The organism is Amycolatopsis sp. NPDC051102 (assembly GCF_040682815.1).
In the GTDB taxonomy this organism is placed as follows: Bacteria; Actinomycetota; Actinomycetes; order Mycobacteriales; family Pseudonocardiaceae; genus Amycolatopsis.
Genome location: NZ_JBFBBT010000003.1, coordinates 44,547 through 62,197, shown reverse-complemented (window position 1 = coordinate 62,197; position 17,651 = coordinate 44,547). Strand labels below are relative to the sequence as shown.

17 protein-coding genes are annotated in these 17,651 nt (G+C 70.5%); 4 read left to right on the top strand and 13 right to left on the bottom strand.

The genetic code is table 11. The features are described from left to right. Nucleotides 1-37 precede the first annotated feature (37 nt). The gene (locus AB0M93_RS10630; RefSeq protein WP_364270866.1) at nt 38-2,359 is read left to right on the top strand and encodes an FdhF/YdeP family oxidoreductase; all 2,322 of its coding nucleotides are present in this window, start codon (nt 38-40) and stop codon (nt 2,357-2,359) included. Here AB0M93_RS10630 and AB0M93_RS10625 read toward each other — a convergent pair. From AB0M93_RS10625 to AB0M93_RS10605, 5 genes are all read right to left on the bottom strand, one after another. Beyond that, nucleotides 2,350-2,958: a hypothetical protein gene (locus AB0M93_RS10625; protein WP_364270863.1), complete on the bottom strand. Its 609-nt coding sequence runs from the start codon at nt 2,956-2,958 to the stop codon at nt 2,350-2,352. The genes AB0M93_RS10630 and AB0M93_RS10625 overlap by 10 nt on opposite strands. A 249-nt stretch (nt 2,959-3,207) precedes the next feature. Beyond that, on the bottom strand, nt 3,208-4,620 hold the full coding sequence (locus AB0M93_RS10620; protein WP_364270860.1) for an LCP family protein: 1,413 nt from the start codon (nt 4,618-4,620) through the stop codon (nt 3,208-3,210). 48 nt (nt 4,621-4,668) lie between these two features. After that, nucleotides 4,669-5,421 carry an SDR family oxidoreductase gene (locus AB0M93_RS10615; RefSeq protein WP_364270857.1) on the bottom strand — a complete coding sequence of 251 codons (753 nt, stop codon included), beginning with the start codon at nt 5,419-5,421 and terminating at the stop codon, nt 4,669-4,671. Beyond that, nucleotides 5,418-5,543: a hypothetical protein gene (locus tag AB0M93_RS10610; protein ID WP_364270854.1), complete on the bottom strand. Its 126-nt coding sequence runs from the start codon at nt 5,541-5,543 to the stop codon at nt 5,418-5,420. The genes AB0M93_RS10615 and AB0M93_RS10610 overlap by 4 nt, the downstream gene beginning before the upstream one ends. Beyond that, nucleotides 5,543-6,892: an OFA family MFS transporter gene (locus AB0M93_RS10605; protein WP_364270851.1), complete on the bottom strand. Its 1,350-nt coding sequence runs from the start codon at nt 6,890-6,892 to the stop codon at nt 5,543-5,545. The genes AB0M93_RS10610 and AB0M93_RS10605 overlap by 1 nt, the downstream gene beginning before the upstream one ends. Before the next feature lie 103 nt (nt 6,893-6,995). Here AB0M93_RS10605 and fdhD point away from each other — a divergent pair, with 103 nt between their 5' ends. Further along, nucleotides 6,996-7,820: a formate dehydrogenase accessory sulfurtransferase FdhD gene (gene fdhD, locus AB0M93_RS10600; protein WP_364270848.1), complete on the top strand. Its 825-nt coding sequence runs from the start codon at nt 6,996-6,998 to the stop codon at nt 7,818-7,820. A 52-nt stretch (nt 7,821-7,872) separates the two neighbouring features. Here the strand turns inward: fdhD and AB0M93_RS10595 are convergent, their stop codons facing one another. Further along, a complete protein-coding gene (locus tag AB0M93_RS10595) occupies nt 7,873-9,315 on the bottom strand; it encodes a carotenoid oxygenase family protein (protein WP_364270845.1) in 1,443 nt (480 codons plus the stop codon). Between the two features lie 71 nt (nt 9,316-9,386). Between AB0M93_RS10595 and AB0M93_RS10590 the strand changes: the two genes are divergently transcribed. Together AB0M93_RS10590 and AB0M93_RS10585 are read left to right on the top strand one after the other, a co-directional pair. Beyond that, complete coding sequence (locus AB0M93_RS10590) at nt 9,387-10,094, top strand: TetR/AcrR family transcriptional regulator (protein WP_364270842.1); 708 nt, start codon at nt 9,387-9,389, stop codon at nt 10,092-10,094. A 79-nt stretch (nt 10,095-10,173) separates the two neighbouring features. Continuing rightward, the gene (locus tag AB0M93_RS10585) at nt 10,174-11,127 is read left to right on the top strand and encodes an alpha/beta hydrolase-fold protein (protein WP_364270839.1); all 954 of its coding nucleotides are present in this window, start codon (nt 10,174-10,176) and stop codon (nt 11,125-11,127) included. Nucleotides 11,128-11,152: 25 nt separating this feature from the next. Here the strand turns inward: AB0M93_RS10585 and AB0M93_RS10580 are convergent, their stop codons facing one another. The 7 genes from AB0M93_RS10580 to AB0M93_RS10550 form a co-directional block, all read right to left on the bottom strand. Continuing rightward, complete coding sequence (locus AB0M93_RS10580; protein ID WP_364270837.1) at nt 11,153-12,073, bottom strand: sensor histidine kinase; 921 nt, start codon at nt 12,071-12,073, stop codon at nt 11,153-11,155. A gap of 53 nt (nt 12,074-12,126) precedes the next feature. Then, the gene (locus AB0M93_RS10575) at nt 12,127-12,537 is read right to left on the bottom strand and encodes a hypothetical protein (protein ID WP_364270835.1); all 411 of its coding nucleotides are present in this window, start codon (nt 12,535-12,537) and stop codon (nt 12,127-12,129) included. Nucleotides 12,538-12,587: 50 nt separating this feature from the next. After that, on the bottom strand, nt 12,588-13,883 hold the full coding sequence (gene clpX / locus AB0M93_RS10570; protein ID WP_364270832.1) for an ATP-dependent Clp protease ATP-binding subunit ClpX: 1,296 nt from the start codon (nt 13,881-13,883) through the stop codon (nt 12,588-12,590). Nucleotides 13,884-14,113: 230 nt separating this feature from the next. Then, on the bottom strand, nt 14,114-14,770 hold the full coding sequence (locus AB0M93_RS10565; RefSeq protein ID WP_364270829.1) for an ATP-dependent Clp protease proteolytic subunit: 657 nt from the start codon (nt 14,768-14,770) through the stop codon (nt 14,114-14,116). 25 nt (nt 14,771-14,795) lie between these two features. Continuing rightward, complete coding sequence (locus AB0M93_RS10560) at nt 14,796-15,401, bottom strand: ATP-dependent Clp protease proteolytic subunit (protein WP_013228512.1); 606 nt, start codon at nt 15,399-15,401, stop codon at nt 14,796-14,798. A gap of 138 nt (nt 15,402-15,539) precedes the next feature. Further along, complete coding sequence (gene tig / locus AB0M93_RS10555) at nt 15,540-16,931, bottom strand: trigger factor (protein WP_364270827.1); 1,392 nt, start codon at nt 16,929-16,931, stop codon at nt 15,540-15,542. Between the two features lie 128 nt (nt 16,932-17,059). Beyond that, nucleotides 17,060-17,650, bottom strand: coding sequence for a TetR family transcriptional regulator (locus AB0M93_RS10550; protein ID WP_364270824.1), 591 nt, complete (start codon nt 17,648-17,650; stop codon nt 17,060-17,062). Nucleotide 17,651 lies beyond the last annotated feature (1 nt).

The following is a 17,651-nucleotide window of genomic DNA, read 5'->3' as shown; positions in this document are numbered from 1 at the left end:
GTGGCGCCCGACGATCATCGAGGCGCACGATGAACGCATGACCCGTGAAGCGCCGGCGCAGGACGTGGACGAAACCCGCCTCGAGGTGGGCAAGCCGAAGGGGTGGGCGGCCGGGATCCCCGGCGTCGCCGTGTCGCTCGCGCGCAGCGTCGAGCAGATGGGCACCGGGCGGACCATCAAGGCGCTGCGGCTGCTGAACCAGCGCGAGGGCTTCGACTGCCCCGGCTGCGCGTGGCCGGAACCCCGCGAGGTCGACGGCGAGAAGCGGAAGCCGGCCGAGTTCTGCGAAAACGGCGCCAAGGCCGTCGCCGAGGAAGCCACGAAACGGCGGGTGGACCGCGAGTTCTTCGCGCACCACCCGGTCCGGGACCTGAAGACCAAGACGGACTACTGGCTGGGCCAGCAGGGCCGCGTCACCGAGCCGTTCGTGCTGCGCGAGGGCGCGACGCACTACGAGCCGATCTCCTGGGACGACGCGTTCGAGCTGGTCGCCGGCGAGCTGAAGGCGCTGACCGACCCGGACGAGGCGATCTTCTACACCTCCGGCCGCACCAGCAACGAGGCCGCGTTCCTCTACCAGCTGCTGGTGCGCTCCTTCGGCACCAACAACCTGCCCGACTGCTCCAACATGTGCCACGAATCCTCGGGCGCGGCGCTGTCGGCCACCACCGGTGTCGGCAAGGGCTCGGTGAGCCTCGCCGACATCCACCGGGCCGACCTGATCGTCGTCGTCGGGCAGAACCCGGGCACCAACCACCCGCGGATGCTCTCGGCGCTGGAGGAAGCCAAGGTCCGCGGCGCGCAGATCATCGCCGTGAACCCGCTGCCCGAGGCCGGGCTGATGCGGTTCAAGAACCCGCAGAACGTCCGCGGCGTCGTCGGCAAGGGCACGCCGCTGGCCGACGAGTTCGCCCAGATCCGCCTCGGCGGCGACCTGGCGCTGTTCCAGGCGGTCGGGCACCTGCTGCTGGCCTGGGACGCCGAAGCGCCGGGCGCGATCGTCGACCGCGAGTTCGTCGACCGGGTCACCGAGGGCTTCGACGACTACGCCGAGCACCTGCGGGAAATCGACTGGGCGGCGGTCGGGCGCGCGACCGGGCTGCCGCGCGAGCAGATCGAGCGCATCGCGCGGATGATCGCCTCCTCCGAGCGGACGATCTACTGCTGGGCGATGGGGCTCACCCAGCACAAGCACGCGGTCCCGACGATCTCCGAGATCGCGAACCTGGCCCTGATGCGCGGGATGATCGGCAAGCCCGGCGCCGGCCTGTGCCCGGTGCGCGGGCACTCGAACGTCCAGGGGGACCGGACGATGGGCATCTGGGAGAAGATGCCGCAGTCGTTCCTCGACGCCCTCGACGCCGAGTTCGGCATCGAGGTCCCCCGCGCGCACGGCTTCGACACCGTCGACGCGATCCGGGCGATGCGCGACGGCCGCGGCAAGGTGTTCTTCGCCGTCGGCGGCAACTTCGCGTCGGCCACGCCGGACTCGGAGCTGACCGAGAAGGCGCTGAGCTCGTGCTCGCTGACCGTGCACGTGTCGACGAAGCTGAACCGCTCGCACGTCGTGCACGGCCGTACCGCGCTGATCCTGCCGACGCTCGGGCGCACCGAGCGGGACGTCCAGGCGAGCGGCGAGCAGTTCGTCACGGTCGAGGACTCGATGTCGCAGGTCCACACTTCGCGCGGGCGCCTGAAGCCGGCGAGCGAACACCTGCTGTCCGAGGTCGCGATCGTCTGCCGGCTGGCGGAAACGCTGTTCGGCGCGGGGCACGCCGTGCCGTGGCGGACGTTCGAGACCGACTACGACCTGATCCGCGACCGGATCTCGCGGGTCGTGCCGGGCTGCCAGGACTACAACCGCCGCGTCCGCGAGCCGGACGGCTTCGTGCTGCCGCACGCCCCGCGCGACTCCCGCGAGTTCACCGGCACCGCCAACGGCAAGGGCAACTTCACCGTGTCCGGCCTGGAGTACCCGCAGGTGCCCGGCGGCCGGCTGCTGCTGCAGACCCTGCGCAGCCACGACCAGTACAACACCACGATCTACGGCCTCTCGGACCGCTACCGCGGCATCGAGAACGCCCGCCGGGTCGTGCTGGTGCACCCGGACGACCTGGCCGAGCTCGGTCTCGCGGACGGCGCCGTGGTCGACCTGGTCTCCGAGTGGCGCGACGGCGACCGGCGCGCGCCGGTGTTCCGGATCGTGGCGTACCCGACCGCGCGCGGCTGCGCGGCGGCGTACTTCCCGGAGGCGAACGCGCTGGTGCCGCTGGACTCGGTCGCGGACAAGTCGAACACGCCGGTGTCGAAGGCGATCGTGGTGCGGCTCGAACCGGTCCGGGCCGAGCCTCAGCCCTGAAAGCTCCGCTGCAGGGTGCTGGTCATGTCCGTCACCGCGGCTTGGACGTTGTCCAGCGTCGCGGGCGCGATCAGCGCGGCCTCGGTGCCGCCGTCGGCGATGGCCACCCCCAGCACAACGTTGCCGGTGCGCACGGCGGCCCACTGCTCGGAGAAGCCGGCCTCGTCGCCGACCCCGGTGACGAGCCGGACGCCGGAGTGGTCGCCGAGCGCGTCAGTCATCAGCTGGCTCGCCTTCGTGGCGCCCTGCTCGGCGTCGGAACCGGTGAACCGGACCACGGCGATCGTCACGACCCGGTAGTCCTGCGGGTCGGCCTTCCCGCCGCCGAGGTCACGGGCGAACACGCGCTTGCAGCCGGTGACGTCGGTGCCGTCGCCGGGCTGGTCCTCCGGGATGACCTTGGTCTCGGCGGTCTTGAGCGAGCCGGCCGGGATTTCCACGGTTCCGGGCGCGAGCTGCGCCTGCAAGTTGGCGCCGGGCAGCCGGCAGGCGTCGATCGCGCCGGGGTAGTGGACCGAAGCGGACGCCGACTGGCACCCGGCACAAAGCACGGCGAGGACCGGCAAGATCCATCGGCCGCGGGCGAAGCTGCTGCGCATAAATCCCGGACTTTCCGTATTCTCTGAAATTGACTTTCCGACTCGCTTCACCGATCGGGTGAACTTCTCGGGCCGTCACGTGGTCCTGCCCGCCGACGGTCACCGCACCCTGCCTCACCAGTGCGGCAGCGTCAAGACCACCGACCCGGGTGGTCCACCGTGGTCCGGTGGCACGGCGGGGCCGCGGCGCCCGCGGGAATTCCGGGCGCATTTCACAGAATCAGTCGAAATCCGGTTACCCGAGGACGATCAAAAAACGCAGACGACCCCGTCGGAGGTGATCTGCTCGTCGCCGGCGGGGGCACCGCCGCCACCGGCCGCGCCGGGCCCGGAGTACACCGAGCCGAGGATGACCTCGATGTGCCCGGCCGGGACCGCCGCGGACTGCTGCGTCGCCAGGCCGCCGAGCAGCTTCGCCACCTCGGCGCCGCGCTCGGCCAGGCCGGGGCCGAACCGGACCAGCGACGTCCGCCGGGTGTCGGTGTTGCGGGTCGGCCCGGGGGTGAAGCCCTTGTCCTTCAGGACGCCGGCCACGCGGGCGGCGAGCCCCTCCTTCGGGCCGGCGTTGGCGATGTCGACGGTGACCGGGGCGCCCGGCCGGGTGGACGGCGCCGGCGGCGGGGTCCCGATCAGGCTCGCCGCGAAGGCCTTCACCGCGGCCGGGTCGACCTGCACCGCCGTCAGCCGGCGGTCGGCCGGGTCGTACCGGTAGTCGACGTTCTCGACCGGGATCGTCCCGAACTGGATGCCGCCGCCGCTGACCCCGCGCATCTGCGCGACGAAGTCGAGCAGGTTCCACGAGTCGTCCAGCACGACCGAGCGCTTCACGGCGTCGATCAGGTCCGAAAGCTTCCCCGGGTCGCCCAGCGTGCCCGCCGACAGGACCTGCCGCGCCAGCCCGGCGAGGAACACCTGCTGCCGCCGGACGCGGGCGAGGTCGGTGCCCGGGAGGCCGTCACGCTGGCGGACGAACGCGAGCGCGTCGGCGCCGGAAACGCGTTGCGGCCCGGCCTGGAAGTCCGCGCCCGAGTTCTTGTCCTTGGTGGCTTCCTTGAGGCAGACGTCGACGCCGCCGACGGCCTTGCTGATCTCGTAGAAGCTGAGCAGGTTGACCTCGGCGAAGTGGTCGATCTTCACCCCGGTGAGGTCCTCGACGGCCTGCCGCGTCGCCCGCCGCCCCGCGGTGAGCGCGCCCTGGTTGATCTTCGCCTTGTCGGTTTCGCCCGCGTTGCGCAGCCGCCGGGCTTCCGCGGCCTTCCCGCGCCCGAAAGCGGCGTTGATCTTGTCCTTGCCGCCGCCCGGCATCGACACGTAGCTGTCCCGCGGGATGGAGAACGCTTTCACTTCCTTGGTGCCGTTCGGGATGCGCAGCACGATCAGGGTGTCGGTGAGGTCGTCGCCGTTGGCGCCCACCCGCAGTTCGCGCAGCACCTCCGGCGGCAGCGGATTGCCCTGCTGGTCGGCGCGGGAGTCCCGGCCGACCAGCAGGATGTCGAGCGAGCCGTCGGCCGGCTGTTCGCCCGGCCGCGTGCCGCCGTCCGCGTCGATGACGCTGTCCCGCGTCACCTCGTCGAGGGCGTGGAGGTTCGCGTAGCCGTACGCCGTGCCGCCGAAGACGACCAGGGCCAGCCCGGCGACGGCGATCTTGCCCAGAACATGCACGCCCTCTCGACGCGCGGGCGCCGGGCTCCGCTGCACGGGTGACCGGAGTCACATCCGCAGGTGCGAGGCTCCGTTGAGGTCGAGGATCGCGCCGGAGGCCCAGGTCGCTTCCGCGGAAGCCAGGTACACCACCGCCGCCGCGACCTCTTCGGGCGTCCCGACCCGGCCGAACGGGCTCTGCGCGCGCAGGGCGTCGTCGATCCGGTCCGCCACGCGCTCGGTGGCGGTGAAGCCGGGCACCACCGACGTGACGGCAATCCCGTGGGGCGCCAGCGAGACGGCGAGCGACTGGCCGAACGCGTGCAGCGCGGCCTTGCTCGCCCCGTACGCCGGGTGGTCCGGCTCGCCCTTGAAGGCCCCGCGCGACCCGATGTTGACGATCCGGCCGGGCGCGCCGCGCCCGATCAGGTGGCGGGCGACGCAGTAACTCAGGTTCGCCGCACCCACGAGGTTGACGTCGAGGGTGCGCCGCCAGATCCGCTGCCAGTCCGCATAGGACACCGCGCCGACCGGGTGCGCGGTTTCCGGCGACGTCGCGACCGCGGCGTTGTTGACCAGCACGTCCACCCCGCCTAGCCCGGCCTCGGCCGCGTCGGCGATCCGCCGCGCGGCCTCGGGATCGGCGAGATCGCCGCTGACCAGCACGTGCCCTCCGCAGGGAAGCGCTTCCAGCGTCTCCTCGGCGTCGGCGACCCGGTGTCCATAGTGGACAGCTACGCGGTCGCCGCGCGCCGCGAACGCGACGGCCACGGCGCGTCCGATACCACGGGACGCGCCGGTGACCAGGACTCCGCGGCTCACCCGAACAACTGCACCAGCTTCAGGAACAGCTGGTAGACCCCGTACCCGAACGGGATCACCACCCACGCCCAGGCCAGCACGATCAGCGGCATCCGGTTGGGCCGCGCCGACGGTTCGGTCATCACGCCTCACTCCTCACGGCCGCGGGGACCGGCTCGTGGAACTTCTCCTTGACCGGCCGCACCAGTTCGTTGGCCACGAAGCCGACCACGAGCAGGCCGATCATGATGTAGAACGACGTCGTGTACAGGTCGGGGCCGGACTTGCCCGCCGCCTTCTCGCTGTCGGCGATCCGGTTGACGATCAGCGGGCCGAGCACGCCGGCCACCGACCACGCGGTGAGCAGCCTGCCGTGGATCGCGCCGACCTGGTAGGTGCCGAAGAGGTCCTTCAGGTACGCCGGGACGGTCGCGAACCCGCCGCCGTAGAACGACAGGATCACCATCGCGCACAGGATGAACACGAGCTTCGACGAGTTCTGCGTCAGCGCGATCACCAGGTACAGCAGCGCGCCGACGCCGAGGTAGGTGCGGTAGATGTTCTTGCGCCCCACCAGGTCCGAAGTGGACGACCAGACGAACCGGCCGAGCATGTTGCACAGCGACAGCAGCGCGACGAACCCTGCCGCCGCGGCCGTACCGACCGGCGTCGACGTATTCTTGAAGAAGTCGACGATCATCGGGGACGCCTTCTCCAGGATCCCGATGCCCGCGGTGACGTTGAAGCACAGGACCACCCACAGGCACCAGAACTGCGGCGTCTTGATCGCGTTGGCGGCCGAGACGTTCGCCGTGCTGATCATCGCCTTGCCGTGATCGGTCTTCGGCTCCCAGCCCGCCGGTTTCCAGTCGTCGGCCGGCACCCGCACGAGCAGCCAGCCCATCGACATGAACACCGCGTAGACGATCCCGTGGACCAGGAACGCCGTCGCGATGGTGCCTGTGGTCGGCGTGGTGCCCAGCATCGACGACGACCACGGCGAGGCGATCAGCGCGCCGCCGCCGAAGCCCATGATCGCGATCCCGGTGGCCATGCCCGGCCGGTCCGGGAACCACTTGATCAGCGTCGACACCGGCGAGATGTAGCCGATGCCGAGCCCGACGCCGCCGACCCCGCCGTAGCCGAGCACGACCAGCCAGAACTGCCCGGTCGCCACACCGAGGGCGGAAATGAGGAATCCGCTGGCGAAACAGCACATCGACACGAACATCGCCCAGCGCGGCCCGTTGCGCTCGACGAGGGTGCCGCCGAACGCGGCGGACAGCCCGAGCATGACGATGCCGAGCTGGAACGGCAGCGAGCTCTGCGTGCCGTTCAGGTGCATCGCCTTTTCGAGCGGGGTCTTGAAGACGCTCCACGCGTAGGCCTGCCCGATCGACAGGTGTACCGACAGGGCCGCCGGCGGCACCAGCCAGCGCGTCCAGCCAGGGGGTGCCACGATCCGGGAACGGTCCAGGAAGCCGAGAGCCATCGGATCCCTCTCCTAGAGTGGGGGTGATGGTGGGAATGTATTACTAAATACCCGGTGTTGCACTATGCGACTGTCAAACTTCCGGGCAGGGAAAGGTGTGCCGATGGGCAGGGTGACCGTGCGCAGGCCGGTGCGGCGGATCTCCGCGGCCGGGGACCGGCGCCGCCTCGACGCACTCGCGGCCGAAGAGCCCTTGGAGCTGCGGGTCGGCGGCAAGGCGCTGGCGGTGACCATGCGCACCCCCGGCCACGACGTCGAACTCGCCCACGGCTTCCTGCTGTCCGAAGGCGTCATCGGCGGCCGCGAGGACATCGCGGTCGCCCGCTACTGCGACGGCGTCGACGACCAGGGCCGCAACACCTACAACGTGCTGGACATCGCGCTGGCCGACGGCGTGCCGCCACCGGACACCGGCGTCGAGCGCAACTTCTACACCACCTCGTCGTGCGGCGTCTGCGGCAAGGCGGCGCTCGACGCGGTCAAGCTCCGCACCCGCTTCTCCCCCGCCGAGGCCGCCTTCGCGGTGAAGAGCGAGACGTTGTCGGCCCTGCCGGACGCCCTGCGCGCCCGGCAGAAGGTCTTCGCCAGCACCGGCGGCCTCCACGCGGCGGCCCTGTTCACCCCGGACGGCGGCCTCGGCGTCGTCCGCGAGGACGTCGGCCGGCACAACGCGGTCGACAAGGTCCTCGGCTGGGCGGTCCTGGAAGGACGGGTGCCGGCACCGGGGTACGGCCTGCTGGTGTCCGGGCGCGCGTCGTTCGAGCTGGTCCAGAAGGCCGCGATGGCCGGGATCGGCCTGCTGGCCGCGGTGTCCGCGCCGTCGTCACTGGCGGTGGAACTGGCCGAGGAGAACGGCATGACGCTCGTCGGCTTCCTGCGCGGCGACTCGATGAACCTCTACACCGGCGACCACCGCATCCTGACGTAGCTCGGCGCCGGCGGTCGTGAGTGGTAAGGCGCGTTAGAACTCGCCTTACCACTCACGAGGCCGAGGCGACCCAGTTGCCGTGGAAGCCGTTCGGCACGCGGTCGGGCAGGTGGACCGCCGCCACCGTCTCCAGCGTGCCCGCGTCCAGGATCGTCAGGTCGCTGCGCTGGGTGGCCGGGTCGTACACGAAGCCCATCAGGACGCCGTCGTCCTCCGCCGCGTCGTCGTGGCAGGGCACGAACACGAACTCGCCGGGCTGCCGTCCCGCACCGAACGCGCGCTCAGCCCGCTCGCCCGTCCGGAAGTCGTGCTTGTACAGCGAGCCGCCGGGCTGGGCGCCGTCGTCGGCCGACATCGCGTAGCCGTAGCGGTGACGGCGGCCGACCAGGCGCTCGTCGACGCGCGGGAACTCCTGGCCGCGGTCGTCGAGCCGCTCCTCCAGCACCTTGCCCCCGGCCAGGTCGACGGTCCAGCGGTCCAGCGTCGGGCCGCCCTCGTCCGGGCCGTGCAGCTCGGTGTCGAACATCTTCGGGTGGCGCACGACGTCGAGCACGATGCTGTCGCCGTCGTCGTAGGCGTTGAGCGGGTGGAAGACGTAGCACGGCTCGACCTCGAACCAGCGGACGTCGCCGGAGCCGCCCTCGCGCGGCATGACGCCGATCCGGGCCGGGTACTTCGGGTTCCAGCGGTAGGGCAGGCCGCCGTTCGCGCCGATCTTGCGGGCCATCATCGCGGTCACCGGGTCGGGCACGCGGACCTTGCCGACCATGGCCGACACCACCAGCTTCGCCGGCGCGCGCAGCACACCCGGCACGCTCGCGGCGACCGCCATCTCGGCGTTGAACGTCACCGGCAGGTCATAGAAGACGACGTGCCGCTCGGTCAGCGAGAAGTCGTGCATCATCGGCGACCCGGTGACCTCGACGTCGACCGTGCGGCGGACGCGGCCGGCCGTGTCGATCACCGAGTACTGGACCTGGTGGCCCATGCCGAAGAAGTACGAGACGGCGTGCAGCTCGCCGGTGCGCGGGTCGCGCTTGGGGTGGGCGGTGTAACCGCCGGGCAGCGTGCCGTCGAAGTCGCAGCGGCCGACGGTGTCGAGCTCGTCGGTCAGCTCGTAGATCGGCGCGCCCGCCTCGACCAGGGCGAGCGTCTTGCCGCCGTGGCCGATGACGTTGGTGTTGGCGCCGAGCGCGTCCAGCCCGCAGAACCGGCTCGCGTCCTCGCCGTTCAGGGTCGCCGCGACGGCGGGGTTGCGGACCCACCGGTTGCGGTACCACTCGGCCTTCCCGTCGCGCAGGCGCACGCCGTGGACCATGCCGTCGCCCATGAACCAGTGGTAGGCCGCCGGATCCACCTCGGACAGCGGGTTGGGGCCGTTGCGCAGGTAGCGGCCGTCGAGGAAGTCCGGGATCCGCCCGGTGACGGCGAGGTCGGTGATCGTGTGTTCCCGGCTGACCGGAGCGAAGTTTCCTTCGAGGAACTTGTTGCCCATGTGACCCCTCCACGGTTTCTATAACTCGGTTATAGAACCAGGTATAACAGGGTTATGGGATACTGGCAAGCATGAGCCCCAAACCGCGCGCGACCGACGTCAAGGACCGGCTCGTCGAGGCCGCCATCCGGCTGCTCGACGAGAGCGGTCCCGAAGCCCTGCAGGCCCGCAAGCTGGCGGCGGAGGTCGGCGTCTCGACGATGGCGGTGTACACGCACTTCGGCGGCATGGCCGCGCTGGTCGACGAAGTCGCGCGGGCCGGGTTCCTGCGCCTGTCGGAGTGGCTGGCCGGGGTCGGCGAGACCGACGACCCGGTGGCGGACATCTTCAGCCTGGCCCGCACCTACCGGCAGGCGGTCGCCGAGCAGCCGCAGCTGTTCGCGGTGGCCTTCGGCCAGTCCGCCCCCGGCGGCAAGCGGGCGACGCTGTCCGACCTGACCACCGCGGAAGGCCGCGAGGCCGCTCAGGAGGGGCTGGAGGCGTTCGCCCACATCGTCCGGGCCACCGAACGGGCAATCCGGGCCGGCCGGTTCCGGCCCGCGGACGAGTACCAGGCCGCCGCCCAGCTGTGGAGCGCGCTGCACGGCTTCGTCACGCTGGAGGCGTCCGGCCACTTCGGCCCCGGCGAACAGGGCATAGACCACATTTTGCTCCCCCTCGGGATCACCATGGCGGTGGGTCTCGGGGACACTGTGGACCAGGCCCGGGCCTCGGCCGAAGCGGCGAAAGCGGCTTGGCGAGCGAGGACCGGAAACACCGGGCAGGGTGGTAACGATTGACCCGGTGAACAGGGACGCGAGGGAACGCGCAGCGGCTGCGCGGCGTCTCTGATTACGGGGGCAGGGGGATGGAGACAGGGTGAACGAGCAAAACGGGGACGCGGACCCGGCCGGGACGGTCGCGGAGGCGGTCCAGGGCGCCCGGCGGTGGCTGAGCCGCCGATCGGTGCTGATTGCGGGCGCGTCCGGGCTGGCCGTGACGGGGCTGGCCGCCGGCACGGCGACCGGCAAGCTGCCGTTCAGCCAGGCCCTGCAGCGGACGCTGGGCGTGACGTCGTCGAACCCGACGACCCAGCTGGGCAGCACGCGCGTCGAGCGCGTCTATTCCGCCGCCCGCGGCCGGATGGTCGACCTGGTGTTCATCCTGCCGTCGAAGACCCCGCCCAAGGGGCTGCCGATGTCGCTGATGCTGCACGGCCTGCACGGCAATGCCCGCAGCGCGGTCCCGACCGGCACGCTCAAGCAGCTGGCCAGCGACGTCGCCCGCAAGGCGGTCCCGGCGTTCGGCTTCGTGGCCGTCGACGGCGGCGACAACTACTGGCACGAGGTGCACCCCGGCGACGACCCGATGGCGATGCTGCTGGAGGAGGTCCCGCAGTGGCTGCGGGCCCGCGGCTTCGCCGGCCCGACCGGCCAGCCGTTCGCCTGCACGGGCGTGTCGATGGGCGGGTTCGGCGCGCTGGTGTACACGCGCCGCCGGGTCGAGCGGCGCCAGCCGCCCGCCGCCGTCGCGACGCTGGCCCCGGCGCTGATCACGTCGTGGCCGGAGATGGCCAAGCGCCACATCTTCACCGGCATCCAGGACTGGACCGCACTGGACCCGCTGCGGCACATCGACGAGACCAAGAGCGTGGCCAACGGCATCTGGTGCGGCACGGAGGACCCGTTCATCACCGGCGTCCGCCGCTACATCGACGCGGCCCGCCCGGCGGTCGCCCACACCGCCCACGGCAAGCACGGCGACCCGTTCAACCGGACGGTGGTGCCGAGCCTGGTCAGCTTCCTCGGCAAGCACGTCCCCCGCGCCGACTGACCGGTCCGGCTCGCGTCCGGGTACGTCAGCGGGCGAAGTGGATGCGGGTGGTCGTGCGGCCCGGGATCCAGTACGTGCGGACCAGGTCGGCCAGGCGGTTCACCAGCAGCAGGCCGCGGCCGCCCAGGGTGGTCGCCGCGGGCGGGACGCGGCCGGCCAGCGGCTCGGCGATCGTGCCCGCGTCGGTCACCTCGCCGACCACCTGGGCCGGCTCCGCCCACAGCCGCAGGACGCCGGTGCCGCCGCCGTAGAGCACGCTGTTCGTGGTCAGCTCGGCGATCGCCAGCGCGAAGTCGTCACGGCGGGGCCGGCGCAGGCCGTGCCGGGCGGCCCAGATCTCCGCGAAGCCGCGCAACGACGCCAGCTGGCCGAGGTCGAACCCACGCTCGACCGCGCCCGACGGCGGGTAGAGCGGACGCGTGAAGTCCGCGCGCACGCCGTCGGGGTCGAAGCGGGAGCTGACGAACGGCCCGGCCAAGCCCCACAGCTCCGGGTGGGTCCGCTCGGCGTCGGCCAAGACCGGCGGCGGCAGCTCCCCGACGTCGTACGGGCAGAGCACCGCCAGGTCACGTCCCGCGAAGGCGTTGTTGATCAGGGCTTCGTGCACCACGCACGCCGGGTACTCCGAGTCCGAGCGGCCGGCCCAGATCGGCTCCCCCACGATGCGCACCGGGCCCGCGTGCGCGCCGGCGAAGGCGTGCAGCACCGAAGGCAGGATCGCGCCGGGGTTGCGGCCCGCCCGTTGCATGTCGATCAGCCGGACCTCGTTCGCCCGGTCTTCCAGAGCCTTCTCGATCAGCAGCAGGTTGCGCCCGGGAACGGCGACAGCCGCGGGCTCACCCCGGTCGAGACCTTCGAGGAGGAACGGAATGACACCGTCCAGATACTCAGTGTCACCACGGTAGAAGAGTGCGGGATGCCGGAACGGTCTGAGGGCATCTACCACGGGACTGACATACCCCACCGCCACCGGGCCGAAACCCTACGGACGTCGGGAATTCACTCCACCCAGCGGCCGACGACCGAAATCAGCCAAAATCCCACGATCGTCGCCAGGGCGAACAGCAGCACCCAGTTGAACAGCTGACGCCGGGCGCTGACACCGCGGGCCTGCCGCAGCGCGTAACCCGCGACGACGAACAGCGGGACCGGGATCAGCGGCAACGGCGACAGCCGGGCCACCACGGCCACGACGCAGGTGCCGGTGAACACGGCCAGCATGCCCATCAGCACGCGATTCAGCCACGGGTACCGCTCGAACACGGACGCGATCACGCGTTCGCTCAGCTCGCGGAACCCGAGAACCGGCCCGGCCGGAGCGGGCTCATCGGGTACCGGGGCCGGCGGTGGGGGCGCCTGCACGCCACCACCCGCCACGGCCCCGGAACCCGGGAGAGAGTCAGCAGTCATTCAGCTTTCCTGTCGGGTCTCCGGGCCGGGTGGCCCGGAGACGCCCGGCCTCAGGCCGACTTCTCGCCGCGCTCGCTGCGCGCGCGCCGCGTCGGCTGCCGGGCGACGATCGTCGGGTTCACGTTCTCCCGGACGGTCTGCTCGGTGATGACCACCTTCGCCACGTCGTCGCGGCTCGGGATGTCGTACATCACCGGCTGGAGCACTTCTTCCATGATGGCGCGCAGGCCGCGGGCACCGGTCCCGCGCAGGACCGCCTGGTCGGCGATGGCGTCGAGCGCGGTCTTGGTGAACTCGAGCTCGACGTTGTCCATCTCGAAGAGCTTCTTGTACTGCTTCACCAGGGCGTTGCGCGGCTGGGTCAGGATGTTGACCAGCGAGTCCTTGTCCAGGTGGTTCACCGTCGCCACGACCGGGAGGCGGCCGATGAACTCCGGGATCAGCCCGAACTTGATCAGGTCCTCGGGCATGGTGTCCGAGAAGACGTCGCTCTCCTCGATCTCGGACTTGGTGCGGATCTCCGCGCCGAAGCCGAGGCCGCGCTTGCCGACCCGCTCGTTGATGATCTTCTCCAGCCCGGCGAACGCGCCGGCCACGATGAACAGCACGTTCGTCGTGTCGATCTGGATGAACTCCTGGTGCGGGTGCTTGCGGCCGCCCTGCGGCGGAACCGAGGCGGTCGTGCCCTCCAGGATCTTCAGCAGCGCCTGCTGCACGCCCTCGCCCGAGACGTCCCGGGTGATCGAGGGGTTCTCGCTCTTGCGGGCGATCTTGTCGACCTCGTCGATGTAGATGATCCCGGTCTCGGCCCGCTTGACGTCGTAGTCCGCCGCCTGGATGAGCTTGAGCAGGATGTTCTCGACGTCTTCGCCGACGTAGCCCGCCTCGGTCAGCGCCGTGGCGTCCGCGATGGCGAACGGCACGTTCAGCAGCTTCGCGAGCGTCTGCGCCAGGTAGGTCTTGCCGCACCCGGTGGGGCCGAGCATCAGGATGTTCGACTTGGCGAGCTCGACCGACTCCTCCTTGGAGTCCTTCGGCCCGGCCTTGTCGTCCGCCTGGATCCGCTTGTAGTGGTTGTAGACCGCTACCGCGAGGGTCCGCTTGGCGTCTTCCTGCCCGATGATGTACTGCTCGAGGAACTCGTGGATGTCGGCGGGCTTGGGCAGCTCGTCGAGTTTGACGTCGCCGGCCTCGGCCAGCTCCTCCTCGATGATCTCGTTGCAGAGGTCGATGCACTCATCGCAGATGTAGACCCCGGGGCCGGCAATGAGCTTCTTCACCTGCTTCTGGCTCTTCCCGCAGAAAGAACACTTCAGCAGGTCTCCGCCGTCACCGATCCGTGCCATGGCCGTTGACCTCGTCCCCTCCGGCGCGGGTTTCCGCGCCTGACGTGTGTTGCGACGGTGCGACCCGGCCGGTCGCACGGACCGGGCGGAGCCTCACGCATTGCCACTGACGGTACCCGTCCGATGCCGCGGGCGGGAACACCCACGAGCTTCGGCAGCACGTCAGAGGACGACCCTAAACCAGGATGCCGGTGTGTGTCGTCTTCTCGACACACACCGGCCTGGCGGATCTACAGAGCCGACGCCTTACGGTACGGCAGCACCTCGTCGATGATGCCGTACGCCTTGGCCTCGTCGGCGGTCAGAATCTTGTCCCGCTCGATGTCGGTCTTGATCTGGTCCGGATCCTTGTTCGTGTGCTTGGCCAGGATGACCTCCATCTGGCGCCGCACCCGCTGGATCTCGTTCGCCTGGATCTCCAGGTCGGAGACCTGCCCGTAGGTGCCCTCGGTGGCCGGCTGGTGGATCAGCACACGCGAGTTGGGCAGCGCGTAGCGCTTGCCCGGCGTGCCGGCCGCCAGCAGCACCGCGGCGGCCGAGGCGGCCTGGCCGAGGCAGTAGGTCTGGATGTCCGGGCGGACGAACTGCATCGTGTCGTAGATCGCCATCAGCGAGGTGAACGAGCCACCCGGCGAGTTGATGTAGATCAGGATGTCGCGGTCCGGGTCCTCGTGCTCGAGGTGCAGCAGCTGGGCCATCACGTCGTTGGCCGACGCGTCGTCCACCTGCACGCCGAGGAAGATGACCCGCTCTTCGTACAGCTTGTTGTACGGGTTCGACTCCTTGACGCCGTAGCTGGTGCGCTCGACGTAGGAGGGCAGGATGTACCGCGACTGGGGGATGTTCGGAGCCCGGAAGTCATCACCCGGGAGCCTGAAGTTGCTCATCGAAAGTCTCCTTGGTGCTGCGGGCTCAGCGGGAGCCCGGACGGGCGATGTCGGCGGTGAGGACGTGGTCCACGAAGCCGTAGTCCTTCGCCTCCTGCGCGGTGAACCAGCGGTCGCGGTCGCCGTCCTTGATGATCTGCTCGACCGTCTGGCCGGTCTGGTCCGCGGTGATCTGCGCCAGCTCGCGCTTCCACTTGTTGAACAGGTCCGCCTGGATCGCGATGTCCGACGCCGTGCCGCCGACCCCGGCCGACGGCTGGTGCATCAGGATGCGCGCGTGCGGCAGCGCGTAGCGCTTGCCGGGCGTGCCCGAGGAGAGCAGGAACTGCCCCATCGAGGCCGCCATGCCCATCGCGTAGGTCGCGACGTCCGGGCGGATCAGCTGCATGGTGTCGTAGATGGCGAACCCGGCGGTGACCGAACCACCCGGCGAGTTGATGTAGAAGCGGATGTCGGACTCGGCGTCGTCCGCGTCGAGCAGCAACAGCTGCGCGGTGATCCGGTTGGCGATCTCGTCGTTGACCTCGGAACCGAGGACGACGATGCGCTCCTGGAGCAACCGCTCGAACACCGAGTCGGTGAGGGTGAGCCCTGCGGTGCCGGTCCGCGCCTCGGGCGTGTGCTGCGTCACGTCTGCCTGCCTTTTCGCCGGCAGCGGCCCGGTGCTGACGGCCGCCGCTGTCGTTTCAGATGCTTGAGATCTTGTATCCGACCCTAACGAACTTGGGCGGTGCAGAATGCCTGACACCGCCCAAGTTCGCTCACAGCTTCACTCCGCCGGAGTCTTCGCCGTCTCGTCGGTGACCTGCGTCTCTTCGGTTGCCTCGTCGACGACCGGCTCGTCGCTGCCGAACAGCTCCGAGAGGTCGACCTCGGCACCCGAGCCGTCGGTCACGGTCGTCTTGCGGACGACCGAGGCGAGGGCCTTGCCGCGGCGCACGTCGGCGTAGATCGCGGTCAGCTGGCCGGACTGCTGGGCGCGCTGGACGTACTCGTCCGGGCTGATCCCGAAGCGCTGGGCCTGGTAGATGATCCGCTCGGTGAGCTCGCCGTCGTTGACCGACACCGACTCCTTGTCGGCGATGGTGTCCAGCAGCAGCTGCGTGCGGACGGCCTTCTCCGCCTCGGTGCGGGTCTCCGCGTCGAACTCCTCGAGCGTGCGGCCCTCGGCCTCGAGGGCCTTCGCGAACTGGGCCTCGTCGTGGTCGAACGGGTGGATCGCGTCGTGCTTGCGGTTCTCGATCTCGGCGTCGAGGACCTTCTCCGGGATCGGCACCTCGGTGCGCTCCAGGAGCTCGTCGAGCACCTTGTCGCGGGCCTGGACGCCCTGCTGCATCTTCTTGACGCGGCCGAGCCGCTCGCGCAGGTCGTTCTTCAGGTCTTCGATCGTGTCGAACTCGCTGGCCATCTGGGCGAACTCGTCGTCGGCCTCGGGCAGCTCGCGCGTCTTGACCGACTGGACCGTCACGGTCACCTCGGCGTCCTTGCCGGCGTGCTCCCCGGCGACGAGCTGGGTGGTGAACGTCTTGGTCTCGCCGGCACCCGCGCCGACGATCGCCTCGTCGATGCCGTCGACGAGCTGGCCGGAGCCGATCTCGTAGGACAGCCCGGTGGTGCTCGCCTCTTCGACGGTCTCGCCGTCGACGGTCGCGGACAGGTCGATCGAGACGAAGTCGCCGTTCTCGGCCGGGCGCTCGACGCCGGTCAGCGTGCCGAAGCGGGCGCGCAGCTCGTCGAGCTGCTCGTCGACCTCCGCGTCGGTCAGCTCGACGTCGTCGACGGTGATCGCGAAGCCGTCCAGGTCGGGCAGCTCGATCTCCGGGCGCACGTCGACCTCGGCGGTGAACTCGAGCACGTCGCGGTCCTCGAGCTTGGTCACGTCGAACTCGGGGTTGCCGAGCGTGCGGACCTCGTTCTCGCGGACGGCCTCGATGTACTTGGCCGGGATGGCCTCGTTGACGACCTCGTCGAGCACCGGGCCGCGCCCGATCCGGCTTTCCAGGACGCGAGCGGGCGCCTTGCCGGGCCGGAAGCCCGGGATGCGCACCTGCTGGGCGATCTTGCGGTAGGCGCGGTCGAAGTTCGGCTTGAGCTCGTCGAACGGCACCTCGACATTGATCTTGACTCGCGTCGGGCTCAGCTGCTCGACGGTGCTCTTCAAGGTCTTCTCCTCGAGCGGTAACGATTGTGGTGGACAATCCTGCGGAAATGGCCCCGGCCATGTGCAGACCGGGAGGTCCGAGTCTAGGCCAGTGGCCTTCACGGCCGGGCCGGGGGCCACCTGCGACGTCAGGCGCCCAGCATCCGGCCGATCACCCAGCGCATCTGGCCGCTCGCGTGCGCCACCGACCCGCTCGGCTGCACCAGGTGGGACAGCAGCAGCCGGACGAACGCCTCGACCGCGACCGTCCACTCCGAGCGGGTCAGCCCGGCCTCCGGGTAGCACCGCGCGAACAGGGCCGACACGGTGTCGACCGAGCGCGCCAGCACGCCCTCGGGCCGGGTGGTCAGCAGCGGGAGGAAGTCGTCGCGGCCGCCCTGGGAGCAGCCGAGCGCGATCAGCAGCAGCGGGTCGGCCCGGGCGGCTTCGAGAGTCTCGCGGAACGCGGCGGTGACGCCCTCGGCCGCGCTCCCGGGGTGGGCGGCGACGACCTCGCCGACCCGTTCGGCGAACCGCTCGGTTTCCCGCAGCAGCAACGCCTCGGCCAGCTCGGCCTTCGAGCCGAGTTCGTTGTAGACGGTCTGGCGGCTGACGCCGACGTGCGCGGCCAGCTTGCCCATCGTCACCGCGGCCCAGCCGTCCCCGGCGATCAGGCCGGCGGCCGCGTCCAGCAGCCGGTCCCGGGTGCTCGACGGGGCGGGTGGGGTGACGGCCTTCACA

Excerpts from the sequence above, each read along its gene's own strand:
- AB0M93_RS10630 (WP_364270866.1), top strand. The coding sequence starts at position 38 with ATGACCCGTGAAGCGCCGGCGCAGGACGTGGACGAAACCCGCCTCGAG.
- AB0M93_RS10625 (WP_364270863.1), bottom strand. The coding sequence starts at position 2,958 with ATGCGCAGCAGCTTCGCCCGCGGCCGATGGATCTTGCCGGTCCTCGCC.
- AB0M93_RS10610 (WP_364270854.1), bottom strand. The coding sequence starts at position 5,543 with ATGACCGAACCGTCGGCGCGGCCCAACCGGATGCCGCTGATCGTGCTG.
- AB0M93_RS10605 (WP_364270851.1), bottom strand. The coding sequence starts at position 6,892 with ATGGCTCTCGGCTTCCTGGACCGTTCCCGGATCGTGGCACCCCCTGGC.
- fdhD (WP_364270848.1), top strand. The coding sequence starts at position 6,996 with ATGGGCAGGGTGACCGTGCGCAGGCCGGTGCGGCGGATCTCCGCGGCC.
- AB0M93_RS10595 (WP_364270845.1), bottom strand. The coding sequence starts at position 9,315 with ATGGGCAACAAGTTCCTCGAAGGAAACTTCGCTCCGGTCAGCCGGGAA.
- AB0M93_RS10590 (WP_364270842.1), top strand. The coding sequence starts at position 9,387 with ATGAGCCCCAAACCGCGCGCGACCGACGTCAAGGACCGGCTCGTCGAG.
- AB0M93_RS10575 (WP_364270835.1), bottom strand. The coding sequence starts at position 12,537 with ATGACTGCTGACTCTCTCCCGGGTTCCGGGGCCGTGGCGGGTGGTGGC.
- clpX (WP_364270832.1), bottom strand. The coding sequence starts at position 13,883 with ATGGCACGGATCGGTGACGGCGGAGACCTGCTGAAGTGTTCTTTCTGC.
- AB0M93_RS10565 (WP_364270829.1), bottom strand. The coding sequence starts at position 14,770 with ATGAGCAACTTCAGGCTCCCGGGTGATGACTTCCGGGCTCCGAACATC.